Genomic DNA, 24,535 nt, shown 5'->3' on the forward strand with positions numbered 1-24,535 from the left:
GATTTTATTGGATTTCAAAGACTATATCCGGGTGATTCCGGATTTCCCGCAACCCGGCATCAGCTTTAAAGATATTACCACTTTGCTGAACGACGGGGAAAAATACCGGCTGGCGATCGACGAGCTGAAACGTAGGGTGGCCGATCTGAAGATCGATCTGATCGCAGGCCCCGAGGCCCGCGGCTTTGTCGTCGGGGCACCGCTGGCTTATGCTCTCGGTGTCGGGTTCGTGCCGATTCGCAAAAGCGGCAAGCTGCCTTATGAAACGATCGAAGCGGGCTATGATCTCGAATACGGCAAGGATAAGCTGGCAATGCACAAGGATGCCATCAAACCGGGACAAAACGTGCTGATCGCCGACGATCTTCTCGCCACGGGCGGCACGATTTCGACCTCGGTAAATCTTGTCCGTCAGCTCGGAGGGAATGTAGTCGGCACCGCCTTTCTGATTGAACTCGGCGAATTGAACGGGCGCGCGAAGCTGCCGGGGATCGAAGTAATCTCCCTGGTTCATTACGATTTCTAAAGTTCTAATCAGACTTGCAATAAAGACAAAGAGCCGCCTCCCGGCCATCTTGACCTTGGGAGGCGGCTCTTTGGTTATAGATTATAAGTCTTCGGCGGATAAACGCGAAAGCCTAGTGGGAGGCTTCCTCATTGTCGTTGGACCAGCCGAGCACCTGAATCAGCTTGAAGAACAGGCTTAGCAGAATGCCGACGATCGTGGCCAGAGCCATCCCTTTCAATTCCACATGGCCCATCGTCAATTTGGTGCCGCTGAGGCCGATAACCAGAACGACGGTGGCGAGCAGCATATTGGTAGGCTTGGAGAAATCGACCTTCTGCTCCACGAAAATCCGCAGACCGGACGCGGCAATGACGCCGAACAGCAGCAGGGAGACGCCGCCCATGACGGGCGAAGGAATATAGGCGATAATCGCCGAGAATTTACCGGAGAAAGACAGCAGGATGGCAAAGATCGCAGCCCCGCCGATGACGAAGATGGAGTACACTTTCGTCAACGCCATAACGCCGATGTTCTCGCCGTAGGTCGTGTTCGGCGTCGATCCGACGAAGCCGGACAGGATCGTGGATATCCCGTTACCGAGCAGCGAACGGTGCAGACCCGGGTCTTTCGATAAATCTTTGCCGACAATATTGCCGGTAACCAGCAGGTGTCCGATATGCTCCACGATCACGACCAGAGCTACGGGAACGATGGTGATGATCGCCGAAACGTCCCATTGCGGAGTGGTGACCGTCGGCATGGAGAACCATTTGGCCTCGGCAATCGCCGCCGTGTTGACTACCCCCATGAAATAAGCCAGGACATAGCCGACGACGATCCCGATCAGGATGTGAATGATCTTGGGAAATCCGCGGAACAACACGGCCCCGAGCACGGTGACACCGAGCGTAACGAGCGACAGCGTGATGCTTGTCGAATCCGGTACAAAAGGTTGAGAAGCGTCGGATGAAATCCAGCCTGCCATCCCGGCTGCCACCGGAATCAGTTCCAGACCGATCAAGGCGACGATGGCACCCATCGCGGCCGGCGGGAATACGATATCGATCCATTTGGTGCCCGCATATTTGACGATCAAACCGACGGCGACAAAGATAATACCGGTGACGATAAATGCGCCAAGGGCGAGAGCGTAGCCGTTGCCCGGATGCGAAGCCAGAACCATGGTTACCGGGGAAATGAAGGCGAAGCTGGAACCGAGGTATGCGGGGATTTTGCCCTTACAGATCAAAATGTAGAGTAAGGTTCCGATCCCGTTCATGAGGAGAATCATACCGGGGTCGACCCCGAACAGATTCGGTACGAGCACGGTGCTGCCGAACATGGCGAACAGGTGCTGCAGACTCAGCAGTATGCCGGGTCCGAATGGAACTTTTTCATTCACTTGAATTTCGCGCTGCAAGCAAGGTCACTCCTCTATTATTAACGCTTATTGATGGCTATCCTTAATAGAGTAAATAGATTGAAGACATTTTTCAACAAGAAAATTAGGCAAAATTGGCTCTTTTTCAGATTTTCCTGAAACAATACCCCACATACGTGAAATCAGCGGGCAAGGCGATCCTCCGATTAGACAAGCCCGTTTTAGAGCGGCTGGAAACCGTCAATAGTTGACGGAAAGAGGTGCAAGAGTCATAATTATAGGAAATCCAAAATTGCGGATATAGAAAGGAATCGAGCAGCATTCAATGGGCATAGAGCGATTACTTGAAAAGGCGTCGGCCTATATCAAAGAACCGGACCTTCAGCGTATCCGCGAAGCGTATAATTTCGCGGAGCAGGCCCATCACGGGCAATTGCGGAAATCCGGCGAACCATATATTTTGCATCCTTTGGCGGTTGCGGAAATTGTCGTGAATATGCAAATGGATGTCCTGTCCATTATTGCAGCGTTGCTTCACGATGTCGTAGAGGATACGACCGTCTCCCTGAAGGAAATTGAAGAGCATTTCGGCCGGGACTGCGCCATGCTTGTGGACGGCTTGACCAAGCTGGAACGGATCAAATTCCAGTCAAAGGAAGAGCAGCAAAACGAAAATTACCGCAAAATGTTTATTGCCATGGCGCAGGATATCCGCGTCATTGTCATTAAACTGGCGGACCGTCTGCACAATATGCGCACTTTGAAATATCAATCGGAAGAAAGCCAGCGGCGCATCGCGTACGAAACGCTGGAGATTTTTTGTCCGATTGCGAACCGGCTGGGGATTTCGGCGATCAAATGGGAAATGGAGGATATTGCCCTGCGGTACTTGAACCCGCAGCAGTATTACCGGATCGCCAATTTGATGCGCAAAAAAAGAGCGGAACGCGAGGAATACATCGAGAGCGTCATTTCCCGCATATCCGAGAAGCTGGATGAGATGGGGATCGAAGCCGACCTGTCGGGGCGACCTAAACATATCTACAGCGTATATAAGAAAATGACGACGAAAAACAAACAGTTCAACGAAATTTATGATCTGCTTGCGATTCGGATCATCGTCGACAATATCAAGGACTGCTATGCGACCCTGGGCATCATCCATACCTTGTGGAAGCCGATGCCGGGCCGCTTTAAGGATTATATTGCAATGCCCAAGGCCAATATGTACCAGTCGCTGCATACGACGGTCGTAGGGCCGAACGGCGAGCCTACCGAAGTGCAGATCCGCACCTGGGAGATGCACCGGACGGCGGAATACGGGATCGCCGCGCATTGGGCCTACAAGGAAGGCTCGGACAGCGGCGGCCCCGAGAAACGAATGACGTTTTTCAACGAAATACTGGAGCTTCAGCATGAGGCCAAGGATGCCTCGGAATTTGTGGAATCGCTCAAAATGGACTTTTTTACGGATTTGGTATTCGTATTTACGCCTTCCGGCGAGGTCATCGAATTGCCTTCGGGTTCGGTGCCGCTGGATTTTGCTTACCGGATTCATACCGAGGTCGGGAACCGTACGATCGGAGCCAAGGTCAACGGCCGCATCGTGCCATTGGATCACCGGTTAAAGACCGGGGATATCGTGGAGATTCTGACGTCCAAGCATTCCTATGGCCCTAGTCAGGATTGGCTTAAAATCGCCCAGTCCTCCCATGCGCGCAGCAAAATCAAACAATGGTTCAAAAAGGAAAAACGCGAAGAGAACGTCGAGAAAGGCCGCGAGGCGATCGAGCGCGAGCTGAAGCGGGCAGGCATCGACCCGTCGGGCTGGATGACGGACGACAAGCTGATGGAAGCCTGCAAGAAGTTCGCCTTCAACGATATCGACGATATGCTGTCCGCCGTCGGCTTCGGCGGAATTACCGCCGCCCAGATCGCTACCAAACTGACGGAGAAGCTCAGAAAAGAGCAGGAAGAGAGCAATTCGATCGAGCTCACTTCCGAGATCAAAGAAGTCAAGGCTCCTCCGGAGGAACGGAGACACCGTCCGACAAACGGAGTTGTCGTCAAAGGCATCGACAACCTGCTTGTCCGGTTTGCGAGATGCTGCAATCCGGTTCCGGGCGACGATATCGTCGGGTACATTACGCGCGGACGCGGCGTCTCCGTCCACCGCAGCGACTGTCCGAATATTCCGAACGGTAATGACGGCAATGAAGCCGCACGCGTGATCGACGTGGAGTGGGAGGACGCCATCGAGGCCAACTACAGCGTCGATATCGAGATCACCGGCCACGACCGGCGCAACTTCCTCAACGAGGTGCTGCAGGCCGTATCGGAAAGCAAAACGAATATTTCGGCGGTGTCCGGACGGTCGGACAAAAACAAAATGGCGCTTGTGCATATGACGATTCTGATCCGGAATACGGATCATTTGCAGTCCGTCGTGGAAAAGATCAAGCGGGTGAAGGATGTTTATACGGTGCACCGGATTATGCAATAAATAAACCGGTGCATCCTTTATTTTGGAGCAAGAGGAGCGGGAAGCATGAGGATCGTCGTTCAACGCTGTAAACAGGCGAAGGTAACGATTTCGGGAGACACCGTCGGGTCCATCGAGCAGGGACTTGTCCTGCTTGTCGGTATTACACACGAGGATGCGGAGAGGGACGCCGCATACCTTGCCGACAAAATCGCCGGGCTGCGTATTTTTGAAGACGGGGAAGGCAAGATGAATCTCAGCATCGCGGACATCGGCGGCGCCGTCTTGTCGGTTTCGCAATTCACGCTTTACGGAGATTGCCGTAAGGGCAAGCGCCCGAGCTTCACGAACGCGGCTAGACCGGAAGTTGCTGAGCCGCTGTATGACCGGTTCAATGAACTGCTGCGTCAGAAAGGCCTGGTCGTCGAGACCGGCCGGTTCGGTGCCGATATGGATGTGGAGTTTACAAACTGGGGGCCGGTCACCCTCATTGTCGAGCATCCCTTCGCATAAGTTTTTCATGACGCGGGGCCGATAAGCAAAAGGGATAAGAGCCCCGGTATTTGGACAACCTGATGGCAAAGAAATCAGGCGGGCGAACGCTTACGCTTCCGCCGGAGGGAGTCCATGATACTTATGCGCCAATCGACGAAATCGCGGGTCTGGCAAAGCCTTCCGCTGCTGTCTCCCGGCGGTCGCGGCGAAGCCCAGGCGCTGGCCCGCACCGAGCAGGCCGATGAAATACAAGCGATTCGGGAAATCAGACCATCCGGAGAATATAATCCCCGGCCGGGAAGCTGATATCGCCCAAAATAAGAGCGTAGCAATACGGCTGAAAGCCGGGTCGCTGCGCTTTTTTCTATGAAGCAAGCCAAGTGCGCTTTTTGTTATAAAGCCGGGCCTTTCGGGTAATAACAAGCGAAGGAAACTTCGAAAGGAGAATGCAATCATGAGCAAAGTCGCTTTTTTACTTGCGAACCAGTTCGAGGATTCGGAAATGCAGGTTCCGTACGAAGCGGTCAAAAATGCCGGCCATCAGGCCGATATCATCGGGCTTAAAGCCGGGGAAACCCTGAAGGGCAAACAAGGCAAAACCGAATATACGGCGGACAAAGGGATATCCGAGGTCAAAGCGGACGACTACGATGCCGTCGTAATTCCCGGCGGATCCTCCCCGGAAAATCTGCGGCTGGACAAAGGCGTGCTGGAGTTCGTAACCCGGGCCGATTCCCAAGGCAAGCCGATCGCGGCGATTTGCCACGGTCCGCAAATTCTGATCAGCGCCGGGCTGCTGAAAGGCAGAACGATCACCAGCTATCCGCCGTTAAAGGATGACATGGTGAATGCGGGGGCTGCATTCCGCGACGAGGAAGTCGTTGTCGACGGCAACTACGTGACCTCGCGCACCCCGAAGGATGAGCCCGCCTTTGTGCGGGAGCTGCTGAAGAAGCTGTAATTTTGCGGATATGGATGATCTCGAGAAGGTTGAATAAACTAAATGCGACTCCAAAGGAGGGTTCGACATGACCAAGCATATTCAAGCGTATTTTCAAAATGAAGATCAGGCGGAGAGCGCAAGAACCAGCTTGCTTCCGTTTGAGATGGATCTGGTGGAGGTCAGTTCGCTGGACCATTCGATCGGCAGAAATCACAATCTCCTCGTTCCGCTGCTTCCGCTTAATAACGGCTACAGCACGGCCAACGGAGTCGGAGTCGTAGGAATGCCCAACACGATCTCCGCGCAGGGGGTCATCCCGGTAGCGGCGCTGGGAGACTCGGACGACGAAGAGCGGATGATCAACGGAGAACGCGCCGATACGGAAAAGGATCGGCCCGATTTTGACTCCGAGCTGAGCCCGGTTGTGGATGTGACTGCGGCGGACGATGATTATGAAAACTTGAAATATGTATTGACCGCGAAGGTGAAAGATGCCGAATATGACGATATCGTCCATAAACTCCGCACGCATGGGGCGTATGTGGAACATTTGGATTAAGCAGGGCGACCGGTGGGATTTTGTAACATCGGCCCAAGCTCTGTAATGTAACTGTAACATTAGATTCATGTTCCTTTAACATAGCCTGTTTATAATAACAACATGACCCCCTTTTTAATATATTAACTTTTGGACCTGTGCCCCGTTGGTGCAGGTTTTTTTCTTTGCCTTCCCACTTGACTTTGTTACTGCAATTCCTTAAAATCAACAAATATACAGTTTCATACCGATTCGATGAAGGGACAAAGTAATTCAGCCCCACACCCGCAGAGAGGAATCCCTGCCTTTACGGTTTTGCAATGTGATTAGCGATGCTGACGATTGCAGCCCGGACTAGGTTGGCTGGAAGGATTCCGGTGATGATTGAACGAAAGACTTCCCCGAGAACCTGCGTCAAAATGACCGGAGACCTGCCTTTATCGTCCCGGGCCAAAGTAGACGTAAGGCGCGGGCGGGCGTTACACCGCTTAGAGCGAATGCCTATGGCATTCGGAATGTGGGTGGCACCGCGGGTAAATTGGACAACCAATCTCTCGTCCCTGTTTAAGTTGAAACAGGGACGGGAGTTTTTTTATTTTCCGGGGCGTTATGAAATGAAAGCACAAGAATGAATCTACAGAGACGGAGGAGACGAATATGACGTTTCAGAAACCGACGGGTACGCAGGACTTGCTGCCGGGTACGGTCGAAAAATGGCAGCTGATCGAGGAAAAGGCCCGCGATTTGTGCCGGCGTTTCAATTACCGGGAAATCCGGACGCCGATCTTTGAACAGACCTCGCTGTTTGAGCGCGGGGTGGGCGAAACGACGGATATCGTGGAGAAGGAGATGTACACCTTCATAGACAAAGGCGAACGGTCGATGACGCTGCGTCCGGAAGGGACGGCCGGGGTTGTCCGTTCTTATGTGGAGAACAAATTGTACGGCGAGCCCGATGTAACCAAGCTCTATTATATCGGACCGATGTTCCGGTATGAGCGGCCGCAGGCGGGGCGCCAGCGCCAGTTCCATCAATTCGGCGTCGAGGCGTTCGGCGCGACCGATCCGGCGATCGATGCGGAGGTTGTGGCGCTGGGCTTCCAATTCTGCCGCGAGCTGGGCCTCAAGGAAGTCAAGGTGGAGATCAACTCGGTAGGCAATCCGGCCAGCCGGGCCGCCTACCGGGAGAAGCTGCTGGAGTTTCTGCTGCCGATGAAGGAGACCTTGTGCAAGGACTGCCAGTCGCGGATGGAACGCAATCCGCTGCGTGTGCTCGACTGCAAGGTCGATCAGGACAAATTCGGCGGCGCGCCGTCGATCCTGGACAGCCTCGATGAAGAATGCACGGCGCATTTCGCCAAGGTGCAGGAATTGCTGACGGCAATGGAGGTCGACTACGTCATCAACCACCGGCTCGTCCGCGGACTTGATTATTACACGCACACCGCGTTCGAATATAAAGCCCAAGGAATCGGCGCCATCGATACGATCGGCGGAGGCGGACGCTACAACGGCCTCGTCGCCGAGGTGGGCGGCCCGGATCAGCCGGGCATCGGGATGGCGCTCGGTCTGGAGCGGATCGCGCTCATTCTGGAGAAGCAGGAAATCGGCCTCAGCGGAATAAAACCGCTTGATGTGTATTTTGTCGCTCTGGGAGAAGCCGCGGACAAAGAGATCACACCTCTGATGTTCAAGCTGCGCCAAGCCGGGTTCTCCGCCGAGCGGGATTATCTCGGCCGCAAGATGAAGGCTCAGATGAAATCCGCGGACCGTATGCAGGCGCGCTACACGGCCATTCTCGGCGACGATGAGCTGGAGCGCGGGGAAATCGCCCTGAAGTCCATGGAAACGGGCGAGCAGCGCACCGTAAAGCTTGTGAATCTGGCGGATGAACTGAAGTAGAGGCGATTTTGTTTTTTAAATCGCGTGCTGCCGAGCGGCGGCCGATTGTGCAGTGGCACGGCCATGAAATGAAGCGACTCAAGGCATATACGCCAAAAAATACATTGTTATGAAGGAGTTATGTATTACCATGAAACGTACTCATCAATGCGGCGCGCTCAGCACCGCCAACATCGGAGAGACCGTAACCCTGAACGGCTGGGTGCAAACCCGCCGCGACCTTGGAGGCGTCCTGTTTATCGATCTTCGCGATCGCAGCGGGCTGGTGCAAATCGTGTTCAACCCGGCTTATTCCGGAGATGCACTAAAAATTGCGGATAGAGTCCGCAGCGAATATGTGCTGGCCGTCAGCGGTAAAGTAGTCAAACGGGATGCCGAAACCATCAATCCGAATTTGCCGACAGGCGAAATCGAAGTGCAGATTACCGAAATCGACGTGCTGAACGGAGCGAAAACGCCGCCGTTCTTCATCGAAGACGGCATCGAAGTGGACGAGTCGCTTCGGTTGAAATACCGCTATCTGGACCTGCGCCGTCCGGAAATGCAAAAAACGTTGTGGCTCCGCTCCAAAGCGGCTAAAGTATTCCGCGATTTCCTGGACGGTGAAGGCTTTATCGAAGTGGAAACGCCGATTCTGACCGCGAGCTCTCCGGAGGGCGCGCGCGACTATCTCGTACCGAGCCGCGTGCATCCGGGCGAATTTTTCGCCCTGCCGCAGTCTCCGCAGCTCTACAAGCAGCTGCTGATGGTCAGCGGCATCGAGCGCTATTATCAAATCGCCCGCTGCTTCCGCGACGAGGACTTGCGCGCCGACCGTCAGCCGGAATTCACCCAGGTCGACATCGAGACCTCCTTCTTGAGCCGGGACGAGCTTCTGGACATGATGGAAAAATTGGTCGTCCGCCTGTTCAAGGAAACGAAGGGCATCGACATTCCTACGCCGTTCCAGCGGATCAGCTATGCGGATGCGATGGGTAAATACGGCTCCGACAAACCGGACCTGCGCTTCGGGCTGGAATTGATCAACGTCAGCGATCTGGTGGCCGAAAGCGGCGTGAAGGTGTTCGCCTCCGTCATCGAAAAAGGCGGCGAAGTCAAAGTGCTGAACGCCAAAGGCTGCGGCACCTGGAGCCGGAAGGAGATCGACGATCTCGGTCCTTATGCGGCCCGCTACGGTGCCAAGGGGCTGGCCTGGATCCAAGTGAAGGAAGGCGAATTCCGCGGACCGATCGTCAAATTCTTCACGGAGCAGGAGATTGAAGCGCTGAAAGAGCGCACGGGCGCGGAAGAAGGAGACCTGCTGCTGTTCTCGGCGGACAACAAAAAGGTTGTAGCCGACGTGCTGGGCGCGCTGCGTCTGAAGATCGGCCGCCAGCTCGGCCTGATCGACGACAGCGTCTACAAGTTCGCCTGGGTTGTCGACTTCCCGCTGCTCGGCTGGGACGAAGAGCAAAAACGCTATGTGGCGGAACATCATCCGTTCACCCGTCCGCGCGAAGAAGACCTGCCGCTGTTCGACACCGATCCGGGACAAATTCTGGCGCAGGCATATGACCTTGTTCTGAACGGCTACGAAGTGGGTGGCGGTTCCATGCGGATTTACAAGCGCGAAGTGCAGGAGAAAATGTTTAAAGCGATCGGCTTGTCACTGGAAGAAGCCCAGGAGAAATTCGGCTTCCTGCTGGATGCGTTCGACTACGGCACGCCTCCGCACGGCGGTATCGCCTTCGGCTTCGACCGTCTGGTCATGCTGCTGGCGGGCCGTTCGAACCTGCGCGAGACGATCGCCTTCCCGAAAACGGCGAGCGCGACGGACCTGCTGATGAACGCGCCGTCCGAAGTGGACATGGCTCAACTGGATCAGCTTCATATCAAGCTGGCCAAGAAGCCGGCCGACGAGAAAAAATAAAGTTATTTTGCGCCTTAGCATAAAAGTTAGGCTGAATAACCACCGGACCCGAGGGTCCGGTGGTTATTTTTGTATTGACAAAATTTAACGCCGATGATTTAATCAAACTAAAAAGATGTAACGTTTAATCATATGGAGAGTACAATGTCGAATAAGGTTTCAATTAAGGATATCGCCAAAATCGCCAACGTATCCATCGCTACGGTGTCCAACGTGATCAACGGGACCGGCAGAGTATCCGCGGATACGAAAAACAAGGTCAATAAGGTGATTCAAGAGCTGCAATTTGTCCCCAGCGCTTCGGCAAGAAGCTTAAAGGATAAAAATTCCCACCTTATCGCCGTCGTCGTTCCTTTTGTCGAAAAAGGCATCCTTCAGGACAACCCGTTCTATTGGGAACTTGTCCGCGGGGTGGAGAACGGGGCACGCAATCACGAAGTGCAGGTCATATTGCTGGGGATTGACGAGCACGAGGATTTTTCGTTCGTGAGAGGCCGCCATCTGGACGGGCTCATCGTGGTCGGTGTATACGAGCAGTCGCCGGCCTACCGGAAAATTTTATCCCTCGGCGTTCCATGCGTATTTCTTGACAGCTATTTGTCGGACCCTGCTCTGTACCAAGTGGACCTGGATGATGAAGCCGGAGGTTATTTGGGAACGAAGCACCTCATTGGCTTGGGTCATCGGGCGATCGCCGTTCTAACCGGCAGGTTGGAGCAGGGCGGAGTCAACTATTTCCGGTATCAGGGCTATTTGCGGGCGCTGAGAGAATCGGGAATTCCGGAGAATCCGGACCTGGTGCTGGAGATCGATTCGTCCATTCAGGGCGGATATCAGGCGGCCCAAAGGCTCGGCCACCATAAGGACGGAATAACCGGAGTGTTCGCTTTTTCGGATGTGTCCGCGATGGGCTTGATCCGGGGGATGCACGATATCGGGATGCGCGTCCCGGAGGATGTCTCGGTGGTGGGGTTTGACGATATTTTTTATACCCAATATATGATTCCTTCGCTGACGACGATCCGGCAGGATATTGTGAGCAAAGGGCAGGCCGCCGTAACCATGCTGCTCGATCAGATCAACGGAACCGCTACAACCAGCAGGAGAGTAACCGTTCCGGTCAGCTTGATCGTCCGTCAAAGCACGAATTCTTTTAGAAAAATATAGTTAATAAACTATATTTTTTTGACCGTTGATTAAACGTTTAATCTATTTAATAGATTTAAGGAGGTGATTCTCAAAAAAACCGTTTGTTTGGCTAAACATTTGAATGGGAATTTGATTAAAAGTTTCATTGAAAGCGGTTTAATTATTTGTCGAAGGGTGGTTTTATTGCATGCGATTGAAAAAATGGGCTCTTTTGATGCTCGCCTTTGTTCTGGTGTTGAGTATGGCGGCTTGCTCCCCGAGTAAAGGAAACGTGACAAATGCCGGTCAACAACCAAACACGGAGAATAAAGCCGGTGAAAATGGGGGAACGAACGTTGCCGGTGCAAATGCGGTTACCGACGAACTGACTCCGGAGCCCGGGGCGCAGTTGATCGTTTGGGACGGAAAGGACGGACTGCCGTTCCTGGCGGAGATCGCCAAGAAGTTTTCGGAGGAGTACAACATCCCGGTCGAGGTGCAGGAACAAGGGGCGCCGGAGCAAATGCAGAAGATGAAGACCGACGGTCCGGCCGGACTGGCCGCCGACGTACTCGTTCTGCCGCATGATAACTTGAGCGAGGCCGTGGCCGGAGGGTTCGTCCTGCCGAACGACTATTTCGAAGAAGAAACGAAGGTCGAGTTTCAGGAGACGGCGGTGCAAGCCGTTACCAAGGACGGTATTCTTTACGGCTATCCGCGAAATATGGAGACTTACGCCCTGTTTTATAACAAAGAATTGGTTCAAGAAAGCGACCTAGCGAGCTGGGACGATATTATCGCTTTCTCCAGAGGGTTCAACGATATCGACAAGAAGCAATACGGGTTCATGATGCAATTGAATAATTTCTATTTCGCCTATCCGTTCTTCTCCGGCTACCACGGTTACGTATTCGGCAGCAATAACACGGATCCGAACGATATCGGGCTCAACAATGAAGGCTCGGTGGAAGCGATGAAATACTTCCAGTCGATGCGCGAAATCCTGCCGATGGAGGCTGCCGACGCCACGACGGATGTCAAGACGGCGCTGTTCCAGGAAGGGAAGCTGGCGATCAATCTGGACGGCGTATGGAATATCGGCAACTTCTCGTCACTGCCTTTCGAGGCCGGCATGGTTCCGCTGCCGAAGTTTCCGAACGGGGAGGTTCCGAATACGTTTGCCGGCGTCAAGGCCTATTATGTAAGCGCCTACTCCAAATACCCGAACGCGGCCAAGCTGTTTGCCAGATACGTGACGACGCAGGAGGCGCTGCTGCAAAACTTTGAAATGACCGGATTTATTCCGGCCCGGAAAGGGATGGAGAACGAGCCCGCGATCAAGGATAACCCGATGGTAAGCGGCGCGATACAGCAATTCGAGCATTCCGTCGCGATGCCGTCCATCTTCGAAATGCAGCAGGTATGGGCTCCGATGGCCAACGCCCTGGAACTGATCTGGAAAGGCGAGGATCCGCAGCGGACATTGGACAGCGCGGTAAGCAGTATCCGGGAAGGCATTGAAACTCTGCATAAATAGGTGATCTTCCCTATGCATTCAACGGCGTCGTCCGCCGGTAACAGATGAGCGGATGGCGCCCCACTTCTGACTTATGGGAGATGATTCGCATATGATCCAGCATCGGAAGCGGGCGGCCGTCTTGTCGCTGCTCGCGATGGGCTTCGGTCAGCTTTATAACCGCCAGTTCGCGAAGGGAATTTTATTTTTTCTGCTGCATCTTGCCGGCATCGGGCTGGCCACGCTACTCCCCAAAGCGGTATGGGGCATCGTAACCTTGGGCGAACAGGCGGATCGTTTGGAGCGGGTCGGAAAGGTATATGTCAACGTCCGCGGCGACCATTCGATCTTCTTGCTGATCGAGGGCATGATCGTGATTTTGGCGATGATCATTATGATCGGCCTGTACGCCGCCAATGTCCGGGATGCCTATTCGACCGGAAGACGGCGGGAGCAAGGATACCCGGTTCCAACCTTTAAAGATACGCTTCATCGTCTTGCGGACGCCAATTTTCCGAAGATGGTCATCTCCGTACCCGTGCTGCTGGTCGTGTTTTTTACGGTGATGCCGATCTTGTTCATGATTCTGCTGGCGTTCACGAACTATTCCGCGCCCAATTATTTGCCGCCCGCCAAACTGGTCGATTGGATCGGCTTCGGCGGCTTTAAGGACATCTTCACGATCAAAGCCTGGAATCAGACCTTCTTCGGTGTGGCGTTCTGGACGCTGGTCTGGACGGTTTGCGCCACGCTGACCACATTTGCCGTTGGCTTCGCGGTCGCCCTGATGGTGCAGAAACAAGGGATTCGCTTCAAGGGCTTCTGGCGCACGCTGTTTATTATCCCGTACGCCATTCCGCAATTTATTTCTTTGTTGATTATGCGCAACATGTTTAACGGCGAATTCGGTCCGATCAACCAATATCTCGGGTACTTCGGCCTCGGCGGGCTGCCTTGGCTGACCGATCCGTTCTGGGCGAAATTTACGGTCATTGTCGTCAATATCTGGATCGGCTTTCCGATCACGATGCTGATGATTATCGGCATTCTCTCCACAATATCGCGGGATCTTTACGAAGCGGCGCAAATCGACGGAGCGAGTCCGTTTCAGCAGTTCCAATCAATCACTTTCCCGTCCGTCATGTTTTCGTTCGGGCCGCTGCTGGTCATGTCCTTCGCCGGAAACATCAACAACTTTAACCTGATTTATTTGTTGACGAACGGCAACCCGGCGAATCCTTCTTACCAGTCGGCCGGGAGCACGGACATATTGATCACCTGGCTGTACAAATTGACCATGGATAGCGGCAAATACAATTTTGCGTCCATTATCGGCATCTTTATCTTTATCATTGTCGCTTCCTTCGCCGTATTCAACGTCCGCCGAACGAAGGCGTTCAAAGAGGAGGATTTAAGCAGATGAGGAATCGGGGCGCAAGCTTAAGATTGAATTTGGGTAATTTCTTTTGTTACGCGGGGCTGGCTATGATCGGGTTAATATGCATTTATCCCGCCTTATGGGTCGTGATGTCTTCTTTCCGGCCGGGAAACGCCTTGTACAGCGAGCATCTGATTCCGTCCTCGTTCACGCTTGAGCATTACAAAGATTTGTTCAGGACGTACCCGTTCGGCAAATGGTTTATAAATACGTTCAAGGTTGCCTTCTTTACGATGATTTTCAGCACGCTTCTCGTGACTCTCACCGGATACGTGTTTTCGCGGTTCCGGTTCAGGGGCCGGAAAAAGCTGATGCTCGGCCTTCTGGTGATCGGCATGTTTCCGGGGTTCATGAGCATGATCGCCGTATATATTTTGCTGCTGCAGTTGCAGCTTCTGGACACGCATCTGTCGCTGATTCTGGTTTACTCCGCCGGCGCCCCGATGGGTTATCTATATGTGAAAAGCTATTTTGACACGATTCCGCAAAGCCTGGTGGATGCCGCCCGGATCGACGGAGCCGGACATTTTACCGTCTTCCGCCGCATCATGCTGCCGCTCTCCAAGCCGATGATTGTCTATGTTGCCCTTACTTCGTTCAGCGGCGGGTTCGTCGATTTTATTTTCGCCAATATGGTATTAAGCACGCCGGAGAAACAAACGTTAGCCGTCGGCCTGTTCAAAATTGTACAAGGCAAATTCGCCACGGAATTCACCCTGTTTGCCGCCGGCTGCGTATTGGTCGCCGTTCCTTTGACCCTGCTCTTCATTCTCTTGCAGCGTTATCTGGTCGAAGGGCTTATGGCCGGAGCGGATAAAGGGTGAAGCGGAGTTTGCCTTGGGGGAATTTATAACGATTTGCATGGAGGTTGAGAAATTGTGAAGATTACGCGGGAAGCGGTATACCATAGGCCGAATGATTGCTGGGCGTACGGATACGACGATCGTACCGTCCATCTGCGCATCCGGACCAAACGCGGGGAGAGCCCGTGGATTAAGGTGCTGTTCGGAGACAAATGCAGACCATGGAACGAGATGGATTTAAAGCATATGGATCGTCTGGCAAGCGATGAATTGTTCGATTATTGGCAAGCCGAGGCGGAGCCACCTTATGGCCGGCTGGCTTACGGATTTCTTGTGTCCGGAGGAGGAGAAGAACTTTGGTATACGGAAAAAGGGTTTAATGCGGCGCCGCCTGCGGAGCATTTGGGCTTGTTCGAATTTCCCTATCTTCATCCGGCCGATAATCACACCCCGCCGGGATGGGTCAAGGAGTCGGTATTTTATCAAATTTTCCCCGAGCGGTTCGCAAACGGGAATCGGGCCAATGATCCGGAATCCACGGCTCCATGGGGAGATAATCCGTCATACGGCAATTTCTTCGGCGGAGACCTGCAAGGAGTAATGGATCATCTTGACTATTTAAGCGATTTGGGGATCAATGCCATCTATTTCACACCTTTATTTTCGGCGCCGTCAAATCATAAATACGATACGGAGGATTATTACCGCGTCGACCCTCATTTCGGAACGAAAGAGACGCTGCGGCAGGTGGTGGAGGCTTGCCATGCGCGGGGAATTCGAGTCATCCTCGACGGTGTGTTCAATCACTCCGGCATTTCCTTCCCTTATTTTCAGGACGTGATCGACAAAGGGAAGGAATCGGTTTATTACGATTGGTTCCATATTGATTCCTGGCCGCTGGAAGTTAAGGCGAACGGAGTTCCCACTTACAAAACCTTTGCTTTCGAAAGAACGATGCCCAAGCTGAACACGGCAAATCCGGAAGTGAGAAATTACTTCTGCGCGCTTGGTCGATATTGGATCGTGGAAACGGGCATCGACGGCTGGCGTCTCGATGTGGCCAACGAGCCCGATCACGCGTTTTGGCGAGAATTTCGCAAGGCTGTGAAGGAAGTGAAGCCGGACGCCTATATTCTGGGCGAGGTTTGGCATGACGGAATGAAATGGCTTAGGGGGGACCAGTTCGACGGGGTCATGAATTATCCGCTGGCTAACGCGATGCTGGACTTCTTCGTATTCGGGCAGGATGATTCATTTGCATTTGCGAATAAAATCGGCGGTTTTCTCGCCCGCTATCCGAAACAGGTCAATGAAGCCTGCTTCAATCATCTGGACACGCACGATACGGTCCGGCTCTTGACGCTCTGCGGGGGCGACAAGCGCAAGCTGAAGCTGGCCGCGGCCTTCCAGTTTACTTTTATCGGTACTCCCAGCATTTATTACGGCGATGAAATCGGCTTAAGCGGCCAATTTGATCCCGAAAACCGGCGCTGCATGATCTGGGACCCCGCACGGCAGGACTTGGAGCTATACTCGTTTTACCGAAGGCTGATCGGACTGCGCAAAAGCCATCCGGCGTTGACTTCCGGCGCTTTCGTGCTCCGTTTTGCGGACAAAAGCTCCCGCTTGCTTGTCTATGAACGCAGCTCGGGCGGCGAAACGCTTCTGGTGGCGATGAACTCGGGAGCCGAGATCGTGTCCGTACGGGTTCAAGAAAGCCGGGGAGACTGGGAGGATGTATTCACCGGGGAAAGGCTGCGGTTCCAAGACGGTACGTATGTGGATCAACTGGGGCCGTATGCATTCCGGATCCTAAAATCGACCATGCGACGAAATTGAACGTTGAACGGTCATTCCTTATATCGAACCAGAGAGGACAAAACGGAGAGGAGAGCGGCCATGCAAACGAGTGAAACCATTCATCCCAATCAGATCGGTGAAGTCTCGGGCGTTGTGTTCCGGGAGATTGGCCCTTATTTAAATTTGAGACAAGGTGAACGGTATATCAGCATCCGGGGAGAGGAGGGAAACTTAACGATGTGGCGGGTGCTTCCCGGCGTCTTGCGGATCGCCTGTTCGCTTGACGGGGATTCCGCGGCGCTGCCTCCGACGCCGGCGTTGCTGCCGCACGAACCGCTAACCGGCTGGAAAATAGAAGAAGGAGAAGATCGGGTGGAGGTCCAAAGCGGAGAATTCAGCCTATGTCTGGACAAGACGAAGCTGAGCATAGACATCGCACATGCCGGCGGAATAGGGTGCGGCAGCTACGCATTGGTCCATGCCGGCTCTCGCTTGCGCTGTGTCGGCAAGATGCGGGACCGAGCGGCCGTGTACGGTCTGGGCGAAACGACCGGTTATCTGGACAAGCGCGGAGAGCGGTACGCGATGTGGAATTCAGACGTATTCGATCCGCACGTGCCGGACATGGAGTCGCTGTATCAGTCGATCCCTCTTTTGATCCAGCATTCGGAGCAAGGCAGCTTCGGCTTGTTCATCGACCATCCCGGGAGGCTGGAGGTCGATTTACGGGAAGAGCCGGACTCCTTCTACGCCGAGACCGCGGGCGGGACGATCGATCTTTACGTCATTGCCGGGCCGGGGATGAAGGAGGTCGTCTCGGCCTATACGGAGCTGACCGGGCGGATGGAGATGCCTCCCCTGTGGGCGTTGGGGTATCACCAGTCGCGATTCAGTTATATGAATCAGGAAGAGGTTCAGCGGCTGGCGCAGACGTTCCGGGACAAAGAGATTCCGTGCGACGCGATTTATCTGGATATTCATTATATGGACGAATACAAGGTGTTTACCTTCGACCCGGAGCGATTTCCCGATCCGAAGCAAATGGTCGCCGATCTTAAGGCGATGGGCATCCGCGTCGTCCCCGTGGTCGATCCCGGGGTAAAGGCGGAGGAGGGCTACGCGATCTATGCGGAAGGCGCCCAATCCGGTTATTTTTGCTTGACGCCGGAAGGGGAGCGATTTGTAGGCGATGTGTGGCCGGGAGCCAGCGTGTTTCCCGATTTCACGGACGAGGCCGTAAGGGATTGGTGGGGGGCGCTTCACCGATTCTATGTGGAGCACGGCATCAGCGGAATATGGAACGATATGAACGAGCCGAGCGTCTTCAATACGGCAACGAAAACGATCGATCCGCAGGTGCTTCACCGCAACGGCGGCGTTCCGAAGACGCATGAAGAACTGCATAATCTTTACGGTCTGCTGATGTGTCAAGCGACGCGCCGGGGCCTGGAGCGGTTGTTGCAGGGAGAAAGACCGTTTGTGCTTACCCGGGCCGGATATGCGGGAATTCAGCGCTATGCGGCCGTTTGGACCGGCGATAACCGCAGTTATTGGGAGCATATGGAGCTGTTCATGGCCATGGGCATGAATCTGGGGTTGTCGGGCGTGGCCTTTTGCGGCGCCGATACCGGCGGGTTTATGCATCATGCCTCGGGCGAACTGCTGGCAAGATGGACTCAGCTCGGGGCGCTGACCCCTTTCTTCAGAAACCATAGCGCCATCGATACCCGCAAACAGGAGCCCTGGTCGTTCGGGGAAGAGGTGGAGCGGATTTGCCGGGAATACATTGAGCTGCGTTACCGTCTGATGCCTTATTTGTATTCACTGTTCTACGAGTCGTCCAACAGCGGCCTGCCGGTCATGCGGCCGCTCGTACTGGAATATCCGCAGGACAGACGGACGTTTAACCTGTCCGACCAGTTTCTGCTCGGAAACGCGCTGCTTGTGGCGCCGGTCTGTCGTCCGGGGCGCGAACACCGCACCGTCTATTTGCCGGAAGGCATTTGGTACGATTTCCGGACCGGCGCCCGCTATGAAGGCGGACAGCATATTATCGCCCATGCTCCGCTGGATACCTTGCCTCTTTACGTCAAAGCCGGCGGGATCCTTCCGCTGACGGTTCCCGCACAGCATACCCGCCGCGCCGAATGGGCCGATTTGAATATCCATCTCTACGGACGAGGCGGGTCCGAAGCGGCGGGAGGCCAAATCGCCGGAGATTTCGCCCTCTATGAGGACGACGGGATTAGCGGCGATTACAAGCACGGGAAGTCCAATTTGATGAATTTACGTTTTGAAGAAACGGAAAACCGGTTTACGTTCGGCTGCCGATGCGAACCGAAGCTTCAGGTTGGTTCCCGTGGCGGAAGAACTCTGCTGATAACCGTTCATGCTTTGTCCTTTATTCCGGTAGGAATTTCGGGGATTTCTCCGCTTCCAAGCCTGCACCATCTTGAGGAAGAACCGACGGGATGGTATTATGACAAACAGGACAATCATCTGTATGTCAAGCTTCGGTTGGCGGATCGCGAAGAAGCGGGGTTTGTGGTCGAAGGTTAAGCCGTACGGATGAAGTCAAACCATGAGCGGCATTATCCATGGATATGCCAAACCTACTGGGAGGTTAAGCAGACCATGCTTCATCAATTTTCACGGACAGAGCTTGCGATCGGAGCCGAAGGGCTGGATATTCTGAAAAAGAGTACGGTAGCCGTGCTCGGCGTCGGCGGCGTCGGAGCGATGGCGGTCGAAGGATTGGCCAGAACCGGCGTCGGCCGGATCATCATGATCGATAAAGACGTTGTCGATATTACCAATATCAACCGGCAAATTCATGCGTTGACCACGACGATCGGCCAGAAAAAGGCGGATCTGATGTGCGATCGGGTCAAGCTGATCAACCCCGAGTGCGAGACGATCGCGCTCAATATGTTCTATACGGAAGAAACGTACGAGGAGCTGTTCAAGTACGATATCGATTATATCCTGGACGCTTCGGATACGATCATGTACAAAATCCATTTGATCAAAGAGTGCCGCAAGCGCGGAATTCCGATTCTCTCCAGCATGGGCGCGGCTAATAAGATGGACCCGACGAAATTCCAGGTGGCCGACATTTCCAAAACGCATATGGACCCGATGGCCCGGGTGATCCGGACCAAGCTGCGCGAGGACGGCATCAAAAAAGGCGTCAAGGTCGTGTTCTCGACGGAGCCGCCGGTCAAACCGCGGCAGGATGTCACGGAGAAGATCGCTCCGGCCGGGGCGAAGATCCGCAAAGCCAAGCAGCCGCCGGCCAGCAATTCGTTCGTGCCGCCCGTGGTCGGCCTGATCATGGTCAGCGTCGCGGTGCGCGAACTGCTCGAAAAAGGCGGGGTCACGGTATGAACCCGAACCCGCAGTTGATCAAGAAGCTGCGCCTGCCCGAAAACGGGGAAATCCTGGTTCTGAACGCCCCGGACGGGTATTTGGCACAGCTCGGCTTGTCCGCCGAATCCGCGGTATACCGGCAAGAGAAAGAACATGGCTATGATTATGTGCAAATGTTCTTCTCCTCCGTGAAGGATGTCGAGGAACGTGCGGAGGAGGCGCTGAAGGCGATCAAGCCCGAGGGGCTGCTCTGGCTCTGCTATCCGAAGGGCGGGGTGAAAGCCGGGACCGATCTAAACCGCGATCACGGCTGGGAGACCGTGCGCAAAGCCGGATACGAAGGCGTGGCGCTCGTGTCGATCGACGAGACATGGTCGGCGATGCGCTACCGCCCGGCCGGGGCCGTGAAGCCGCGCGCCACCTCCTCCGGGCGGACGCCTAAGACTAGTACCCCGGCGGCCGTAAAGGAAACGCCGGAAGACCTGGCGAAGGCGCTTCAGGGCCATTCGGAGGCGGAGCGGTTTTTCGCGGGCTTGGCCCCTTCCCACCGCAAGGCCTACATCGATTGGATCGAAGACGCCAAACGGGAGGAAACGCGGCGAAACCGGGTGGCGAAATCGGTGGAGAAGCTGGAGATGAAGTTAAAGCGGCCGCAAGACAAAGCATAGATTTTCGCCGATCAATAACGCAGATTCGAATCCATTTCGGGTCTGCGTTTTTCGTGCCGGCATCGCGTCACTTTGTGGGGTATGTATTTATTCGCTTTTTTTGGAAACGAGTGATATAATTAAACTCCTTTTGATTTCGGAGTCATTTCTCGTTCACATGATCGCCGAAGACCAGATGGAAAAATCAATCTTAGGAGGTAACTGAAAGTGGAAGATTTTCAAAGTGCCTATCAAGAAGAGCAGGAGCGGCTGGACCGCGCCCTTCGCGACATCGATCGCCAGCTTAACGAGCTCAGAAGCATTCCGGTTTACACCGGACACGACTTTACGGAGCAGGTGCTCGAAGCGGGAAGGGAAGCGCATAGACAGCAGCTCGAACGGTCGATCCGTGAACCTTACTTCGGCAGGCTGGATTTCGAGGAGCGGGGAAAACAGGTTGAGCCGCTCTATATCGGCAAAGTGGGCGTAGGCGACAAGGACGGCGGCAAGCCGATGGTCATCGATTGGCGCGCTCCGGTGGCCAGCTTGTTTTATTCCTTTACCGGCGGCGATACGGCATCGTACGAAGCCCCGGAAGGCCTGATTGAAGGCATGGTATATCTGAAGCGGAATATCGTAATTCGGAAGGGAATTTTGGAACGGGTGGCGGACACCTATAACAAGGACAGCGAAGGTCCGGCGGTGTCGGACGAATTCCTCGTCTACCGGCTCGGTGAGAACAAGGACAACCGGCTGCGCGACATCGTTTCCACGATTCAGGCGGAGCAGGATCTCATTATCCGGGCCGCCAAAAATACGGCGCTGATCATACAAGGCGTGGCCGGCAGCGGAAAAACCACCGTGGCGCTGCATCGGCTCGCTTTTTTGCTGTATCAGTACAAGGAGCAGATCAAGGCGGAGAAAATGGTCATTTTCGCTCCCAACCATATGTTTATCGATTATATATCCGAGGTGCTGCCGGAACTCGGCGTGGGCGACATCCAGCAAAGCACATTCGGCGATTGGGCGGCCGGGGTGCTCGGGCTGGAACAGGCCCCGCAGGACGATTCGGAGACGCTGGCCCGCTGGTTTGACGGCGAGGATCCGCGCAAGAGCGGCATGAACGATAAGAATCTTCCGGGAAGATTCAAAGGTGCGATGGCGTTCAAAACGATAATGGACGGCTATCTTGAACAGGTAAAGCGAAGCTGTGTACCGGATGCCGATTTTGAGCCCTGGGAAGGGGCGAGGCTGTCCCGGAACACCATTAGGGACTGGTTCGAAGGGGAATACAAGCATTACCCGATCGCGCGGCGCAAGGAGCGCGTGCTGGCCCGGATTCACCGCTGGGTGGAGATGGAGCTGAAAAAGTCGCCCTCGGCGGCCGCGTTGAAGGAACGAAAAAAGAAAGCGCAGCAGCGGGAGAAATCGTTCGCCAAAAAATGGCCCGCGCTGGAACCGGCAGCCTTGTACAAAGGACTGTTCCAAACCGCTTCCTCCGCCGCGAAAGGCAAAGATTCCGCCGGCGAAGCCGGAGGGGCGGAGCCTCGCATCCCGGGGCCAATTGTCAAAGAGACACTCGGCTATCTGAAAAAAGGGATGATCAAAGAGGAAGACTTGGCCGCCCTGCTTTATCTGTATTCCCAAATTCATGAAATCGACGGCAAGCTGAGCTTCGACCACGTCGTCATCGATGAGGCGCAGGATTTCAGCCCGCTGCAAATCGCCGTGTTGGACCGGTTCGTGAAGGGACATTCCTTTACGATTCTCGGAGATTTGTCGCAAGGGATTCACTATTACAAAGGAGTCCGGAGCTGGGGAGAGATGCAGGAGCTGTTCGCGCCGGAGGAAACGGCATATTTTGCCCTGATGCGAAGCTACCGCTCGACAATGGAGATCATCGATTTTGCCAACGAAATTTTGCGGCGGGGCGTTGGAACCGACCTGTTGGCGGTGCCCGTGTTCCGCAGCGGGGAGCCGGTGCGGATCAAGCCCGCAGCCGGAGCCGGAAGGCTCGCGGCGATCTCCGCCGCGATGAAGCAGGCGCTGTCCGGCAGTCACCGGACTTTGGCCGTATTGACCCGCACGATGCGGGAAGCGGAGGAGCTGCACCGCTCATTGGCCGACGCTGGTGTGGAAGCCAATTTGATCAGCGGCGGACAAAGGCAGTATGCCGGCGGGATATCCGTGCTGCCCGTTTATCTCTCCAAGGGGCTTGAATTCGACGCCGTCATCGTGACGGATGTCGACCGGGAGCATTACGCTCCGTCCGACGCCCGCCTGTTGTATGTCGGCTGTACCCGGGCTTTGCACGAATTGTGGCTGATGCATGGGCCGGAGCTGCCGGATTATGTGCCGGGACCGGAGGAAGACGCGGAGGTTCGCGGGGCGTAAGGCGGGGTCTTGCGTAAGTTTACGGAAGGACCGCTACCGGTCCTCCATGAAATCCTCCAGGCTGCGGTCGGCTTTGCTCTGGTTGCATTCATTGCAGGCGCAGACGCAATTCATCGGCGTCGTATGGCCGCCTTTGGCCTTCGGCAGCAGATGGTCGATCGTATCGCCGTAGCGGCCGCAGAAAAAGCAGGTATGATGATCCCGCGTCAATATATAGCGGCGGAACGCCTTGTTGCTGTACAGCCGGCGGATCGTGTTCCGGTTGACGACGACCGCCGCGCGCTCTCTTACCAGGGTGACAGCCAAGTCCAGGTCGATTTCCTGATGCCAGCGCGTGCCCTTGTCGGTGCGTCCGCGCATGCGGATCTTGCCGTTCCGGTTCGGGCGCAGCACCGAAGCGTCGGGCCCCTCCGCCGGCGGGGGAGCCGGCAAGGTCCGCGTCGCCGGCCGGCGCGGGCGCTTCGGAAGCGGGGCGGCCGGGAAGACATGCTCCGGCGGCTGACGCGAAGGCAGCTCCAGGGCCGGAACGGATTCGGCGCTGACGGTAGGCGACCCGGACGCGGCTTTAAGCACGGCGCGGCAAGCGCGGCATGTGCCGCGGCGCGAGCCCTTGCCCGACCGCTTGCCGGTTCTTCTGAGGAAATCGGACACCGGTTTGATTTCCCCGCAGCGGGCGCAGCGCTTAAAGCCGCTCTTAATGTTGCCGCCGCCGGGTTGCTGTTCGGTTTTGTCATGGTTGGTCTGCATGGTCCGGACACCTCGAGTCTTGGGGAATATTACGCCGTTTTAAACTTCTACTTCTATAAGATCTATTATACCTGCCCCGGGCCATAACTCCTACAACTAAGGAACATAATCCAAATAACCCCGTAATGCGCATTAGATTCCGCTAAAGCGCATTACGGGGTTATATGTAAAGACCGCCCGTCATTTGGCCTGGGCGGCCGCATGGCTTATTCAGTAACCGTCGCCGCTTCTCTTTGCGAGGAGCGCATTTTGCATACGATTTTGCGGATGCTTTCGTCGGATAAGAAAAATCGTTCCGCCAAATCGCTGACGGAATGCCCTGTGCGGTACAAGCGGTAAATTTCTTCGTTTCTTTTGGCCATTGATGTGCGGGTTCCGCTGAGTTCCCCCCATAGCGCTCTGGCGCGTTCCGGTTTGGGGATATAGAGCAGCTCGCCTTGAATATAGTCTTGAAGCTCCTTCAGCAGCCTAGGGGGAAGCACATCCTTCCCGTTTTTGTAATTCACGATCATGTTCCTCCTTGATCCGTTGTTTC

The 24,535-nt window shown here is 54.8% G+C and carries 20 protein-coding genes; 17 read left to right on the top strand and 3 right to left on the bottom strand.

Annotated elements, in window-relative coordinates:
• Positions 1–7 precede the first annotated feature (7 nt).
• Positions 8–526 carry an adenine phosphoribosyltransferase gene (locus V3851_RS24205; protein WP_331849013.1) on the top strand — a complete coding sequence of 173 codons (519 nt, stop codon included), beginning with the start codon at positions 8–10 and terminating at the stop codon, positions 524–526.
• 112 nt (positions 527–638) lie between these two features.
• Here V3851_RS24205 and uraA read toward each other — a convergent pair whose 3' ends face one another.
• Positions 639–1,928, bottom strand: coding sequence for a uracil permease (gene uraA, locus V3851_RS24210; protein WP_331849014.1), 1,290 nt, complete (start codon positions 1,926–1,928; stop codon positions 639–641).
• A 286-nt stretch (positions 1,929–2,214) separates the two neighbouring features.
• On the opposite strand from uraA, the gene V3851_RS24215 reads away from it, so the two are divergent.
• The 16 genes from V3851_RS24215 to V3851_RS24290 all read left to right on the top strand — a co-directional run bounded on the left by V3851_RS24215 (position 2,215) and on the right by V3851_RS24290 (position 23,253).
• The gene (locus V3851_RS24215) at positions 2,215–4,392 is read left to right on the top strand and encodes a RelA/SpoT family protein (protein ID WP_331849015.1); all 2,178 of its coding nucleotides are present in this window, start codon (positions 2,215–2,217) and stop codon (positions 4,390–4,392) included.
• Positions 4,393–4,437: 45 nt separating this feature from the next.
• Positions 4,438–4,884, top strand: coding sequence for a D-aminoacyl-tRNA deacylase (dtd, locus tag V3851_RS24220; protein WP_331849016.1), 447 nt, complete (start codon positions 4,438–4,440; stop codon positions 4,882–4,884).
• 114 nt (positions 4,885–4,998) lie between these two features.
• The gene (locus V3851_RS24225; protein ID WP_331849017.1) at positions 4,999–5,172 is read left to right on the top strand and encodes a hypothetical protein; all 174 of its coding nucleotides are present in this window, start codon (positions 4,999–5,001) and stop codon (positions 5,170–5,172) included.
• Between the two features lie 148 nt (positions 5,173–5,320).
• The gene (locus V3851_RS24230; RefSeq protein WP_331849018.1) at positions 5,321–5,827 is read left to right on the top strand and encodes a type 1 glutamine amidotransferase domain-containing protein; all 507 of its coding nucleotides are present in this window, start codon (positions 5,321–5,323) and stop codon (positions 5,825–5,827) included.
• 67 nt (positions 5,828–5,894) lie between these two features.
• Complete coding sequence (locus tag V3851_RS24235) at positions 5,895–6,368, top strand: hypothetical protein (protein ID WP_331849019.1); 474 nt, start codon at positions 5,895–5,897, stop codon at positions 6,366–6,368.
• A gap of 636 nt (positions 6,369–7,004) precedes the next feature.
• On the top strand, positions 7,005–8,249 hold the full coding sequence (hisS, locus tag V3851_RS24240) for a histidine--tRNA ligase (protein WP_331849020.1): 1,245 nt from the start codon (positions 7,005–7,007) through the stop codon (positions 8,247–8,249).
• 130 nt (positions 8,250–8,379) lie between these two features.
• Positions 8,380–10,158 carry an aspartate--tRNA ligase gene (gene aspS / locus V3851_RS24245; protein WP_331849021.1) on the top strand — a complete coding sequence of 593 codons (1,779 nt, stop codon included), beginning with the start codon at positions 8,380–8,382 and terminating at the stop codon, positions 10,156–10,158.
• 144 nt (positions 10,159–10,302) lie between these two features.
• Positions 10,303–11,325 carry a LacI family DNA-binding transcriptional regulator gene (locus V3851_RS24250; protein WP_331849022.1) on the top strand — a complete coding sequence of 341 codons (1,023 nt, stop codon included), beginning with the start codon at positions 10,303–10,305 and terminating at the stop codon, positions 11,323–11,325.
• 169 nt (positions 11,326–11,494) lie between these two features.
• A complete protein-coding gene (locus V3851_RS24255; RefSeq protein WP_331849023.1) occupies positions 11,495–12,823 on the top strand; it encodes a sugar ABC transporter substrate-binding protein in 1,329 nt (442 codons plus the stop codon).
• 91 nt (positions 12,824–12,914) lie between these two features.
• Positions 12,915–14,225: a carbohydrate ABC transporter permease gene (locus tag V3851_RS24260; RefSeq protein ID WP_331849024.1), complete on the top strand. Its 1,311-nt coding sequence runs from the start codon at positions 12,915–12,917 to the stop codon at positions 14,223–14,225.
• Positions 14,222–15,064 carry a sugar ABC transporter permease gene (locus V3851_RS24265; protein ID WP_331849025.1) on the top strand — a complete coding sequence of 281 codons (843 nt, stop codon included), beginning with the start codon at positions 14,222–14,224 and terminating at the stop codon, positions 15,062–15,064. Before V3851_RS24260 ends, V3851_RS24265 begins: the two co-directional genes overlap by 4 nt.
• A 54-nt stretch (positions 15,065–15,118) precedes the next feature.
• Entirely contained in the window at positions 15,119–16,882 is a 1,764-nt protein-coding gene (locus tag V3851_RS24270; protein ID WP_331849026.1) for an alpha-glycosidase, read from the top strand.
• 60 nt (positions 16,883–16,942) lie between these two features.
• Positions 16,943–19,402, top strand: a complete 2,460-nt coding sequence (locus V3851_RS24275; RefSeq protein ID WP_331849027.1) for a glycoside hydrolase family 31 protein — start codon at positions 16,943–16,945, stop codon at positions 19,400–19,402.
• Positions 19,403–19,477: 75 nt separating this feature from the next.
• Positions 19,478–20,230 (top strand): tRNA threonylcarbamoyladenosine dehydratase, encoded by a 753-nt coding sequence (locus V3851_RS24280; RefSeq protein WP_331849028.1) that lies wholly within the window; start codon positions 19,478–19,480, stop codon positions 20,228–20,230.
• The gene (locus tag V3851_RS24285; protein ID WP_331849029.1) at positions 20,227–20,880 is read left to right on the top strand and encodes a YdeI/OmpD-associated family protein; all 654 of its coding nucleotides are present in this window, start codon (positions 20,227–20,229) and stop codon (positions 20,878–20,880) included. The genes V3851_RS24280 and V3851_RS24285 overlap by 4 nt, the downstream gene beginning before the upstream one ends.
• A 207-nt stretch (positions 20,881–21,087) precedes the next feature.
• Positions 21,088–23,253, top strand: coding sequence for a HelD family protein (locus tag V3851_RS24290; RefSeq protein WP_331849030.1), 2,166 nt, complete (start codon positions 21,088–21,090; stop codon positions 23,251–23,253).
• A 33-nt stretch (positions 23,254–23,286) separates the two neighbouring features.
• Here V3851_RS24290 and V3851_RS24295 read toward each other — a convergent pair whose 3' ends face one another.
• Together V3851_RS24295 and V3851_RS24300 are read right to left on the bottom strand one after the other, a co-directional pair.
• On the bottom strand, positions 23,287–24,000 hold the full coding sequence (locus V3851_RS24295; RefSeq protein WP_331849031.1) for an HNH endonuclease: 714 nt from the start codon (positions 23,998–24,000) through the stop codon (positions 23,287–23,289).
• A gap of 206 nt (positions 24,001–24,206) precedes the next feature.
• The gene (locus V3851_RS24300; RefSeq protein WP_331849032.1) at positions 24,207–24,506 is read right to left on the bottom strand and encodes a CD3324 family protein; all 300 of its coding nucleotides are present in this window, start codon (positions 24,504–24,506) and stop codon (positions 24,207–24,209) included.
• Positions 24,507–24,535: the final 29 nt, after the last annotated feature.

The sequence above is a fragment of the Paenibacillus haidiansis genome (assembly GCF_036553665.1).
Classification (GTDB): Bacteria; Bacillota; Bacilli; order Paenibacillales; family Paenibacillaceae; genus Fontibacillus; species Fontibacillus haidiansis.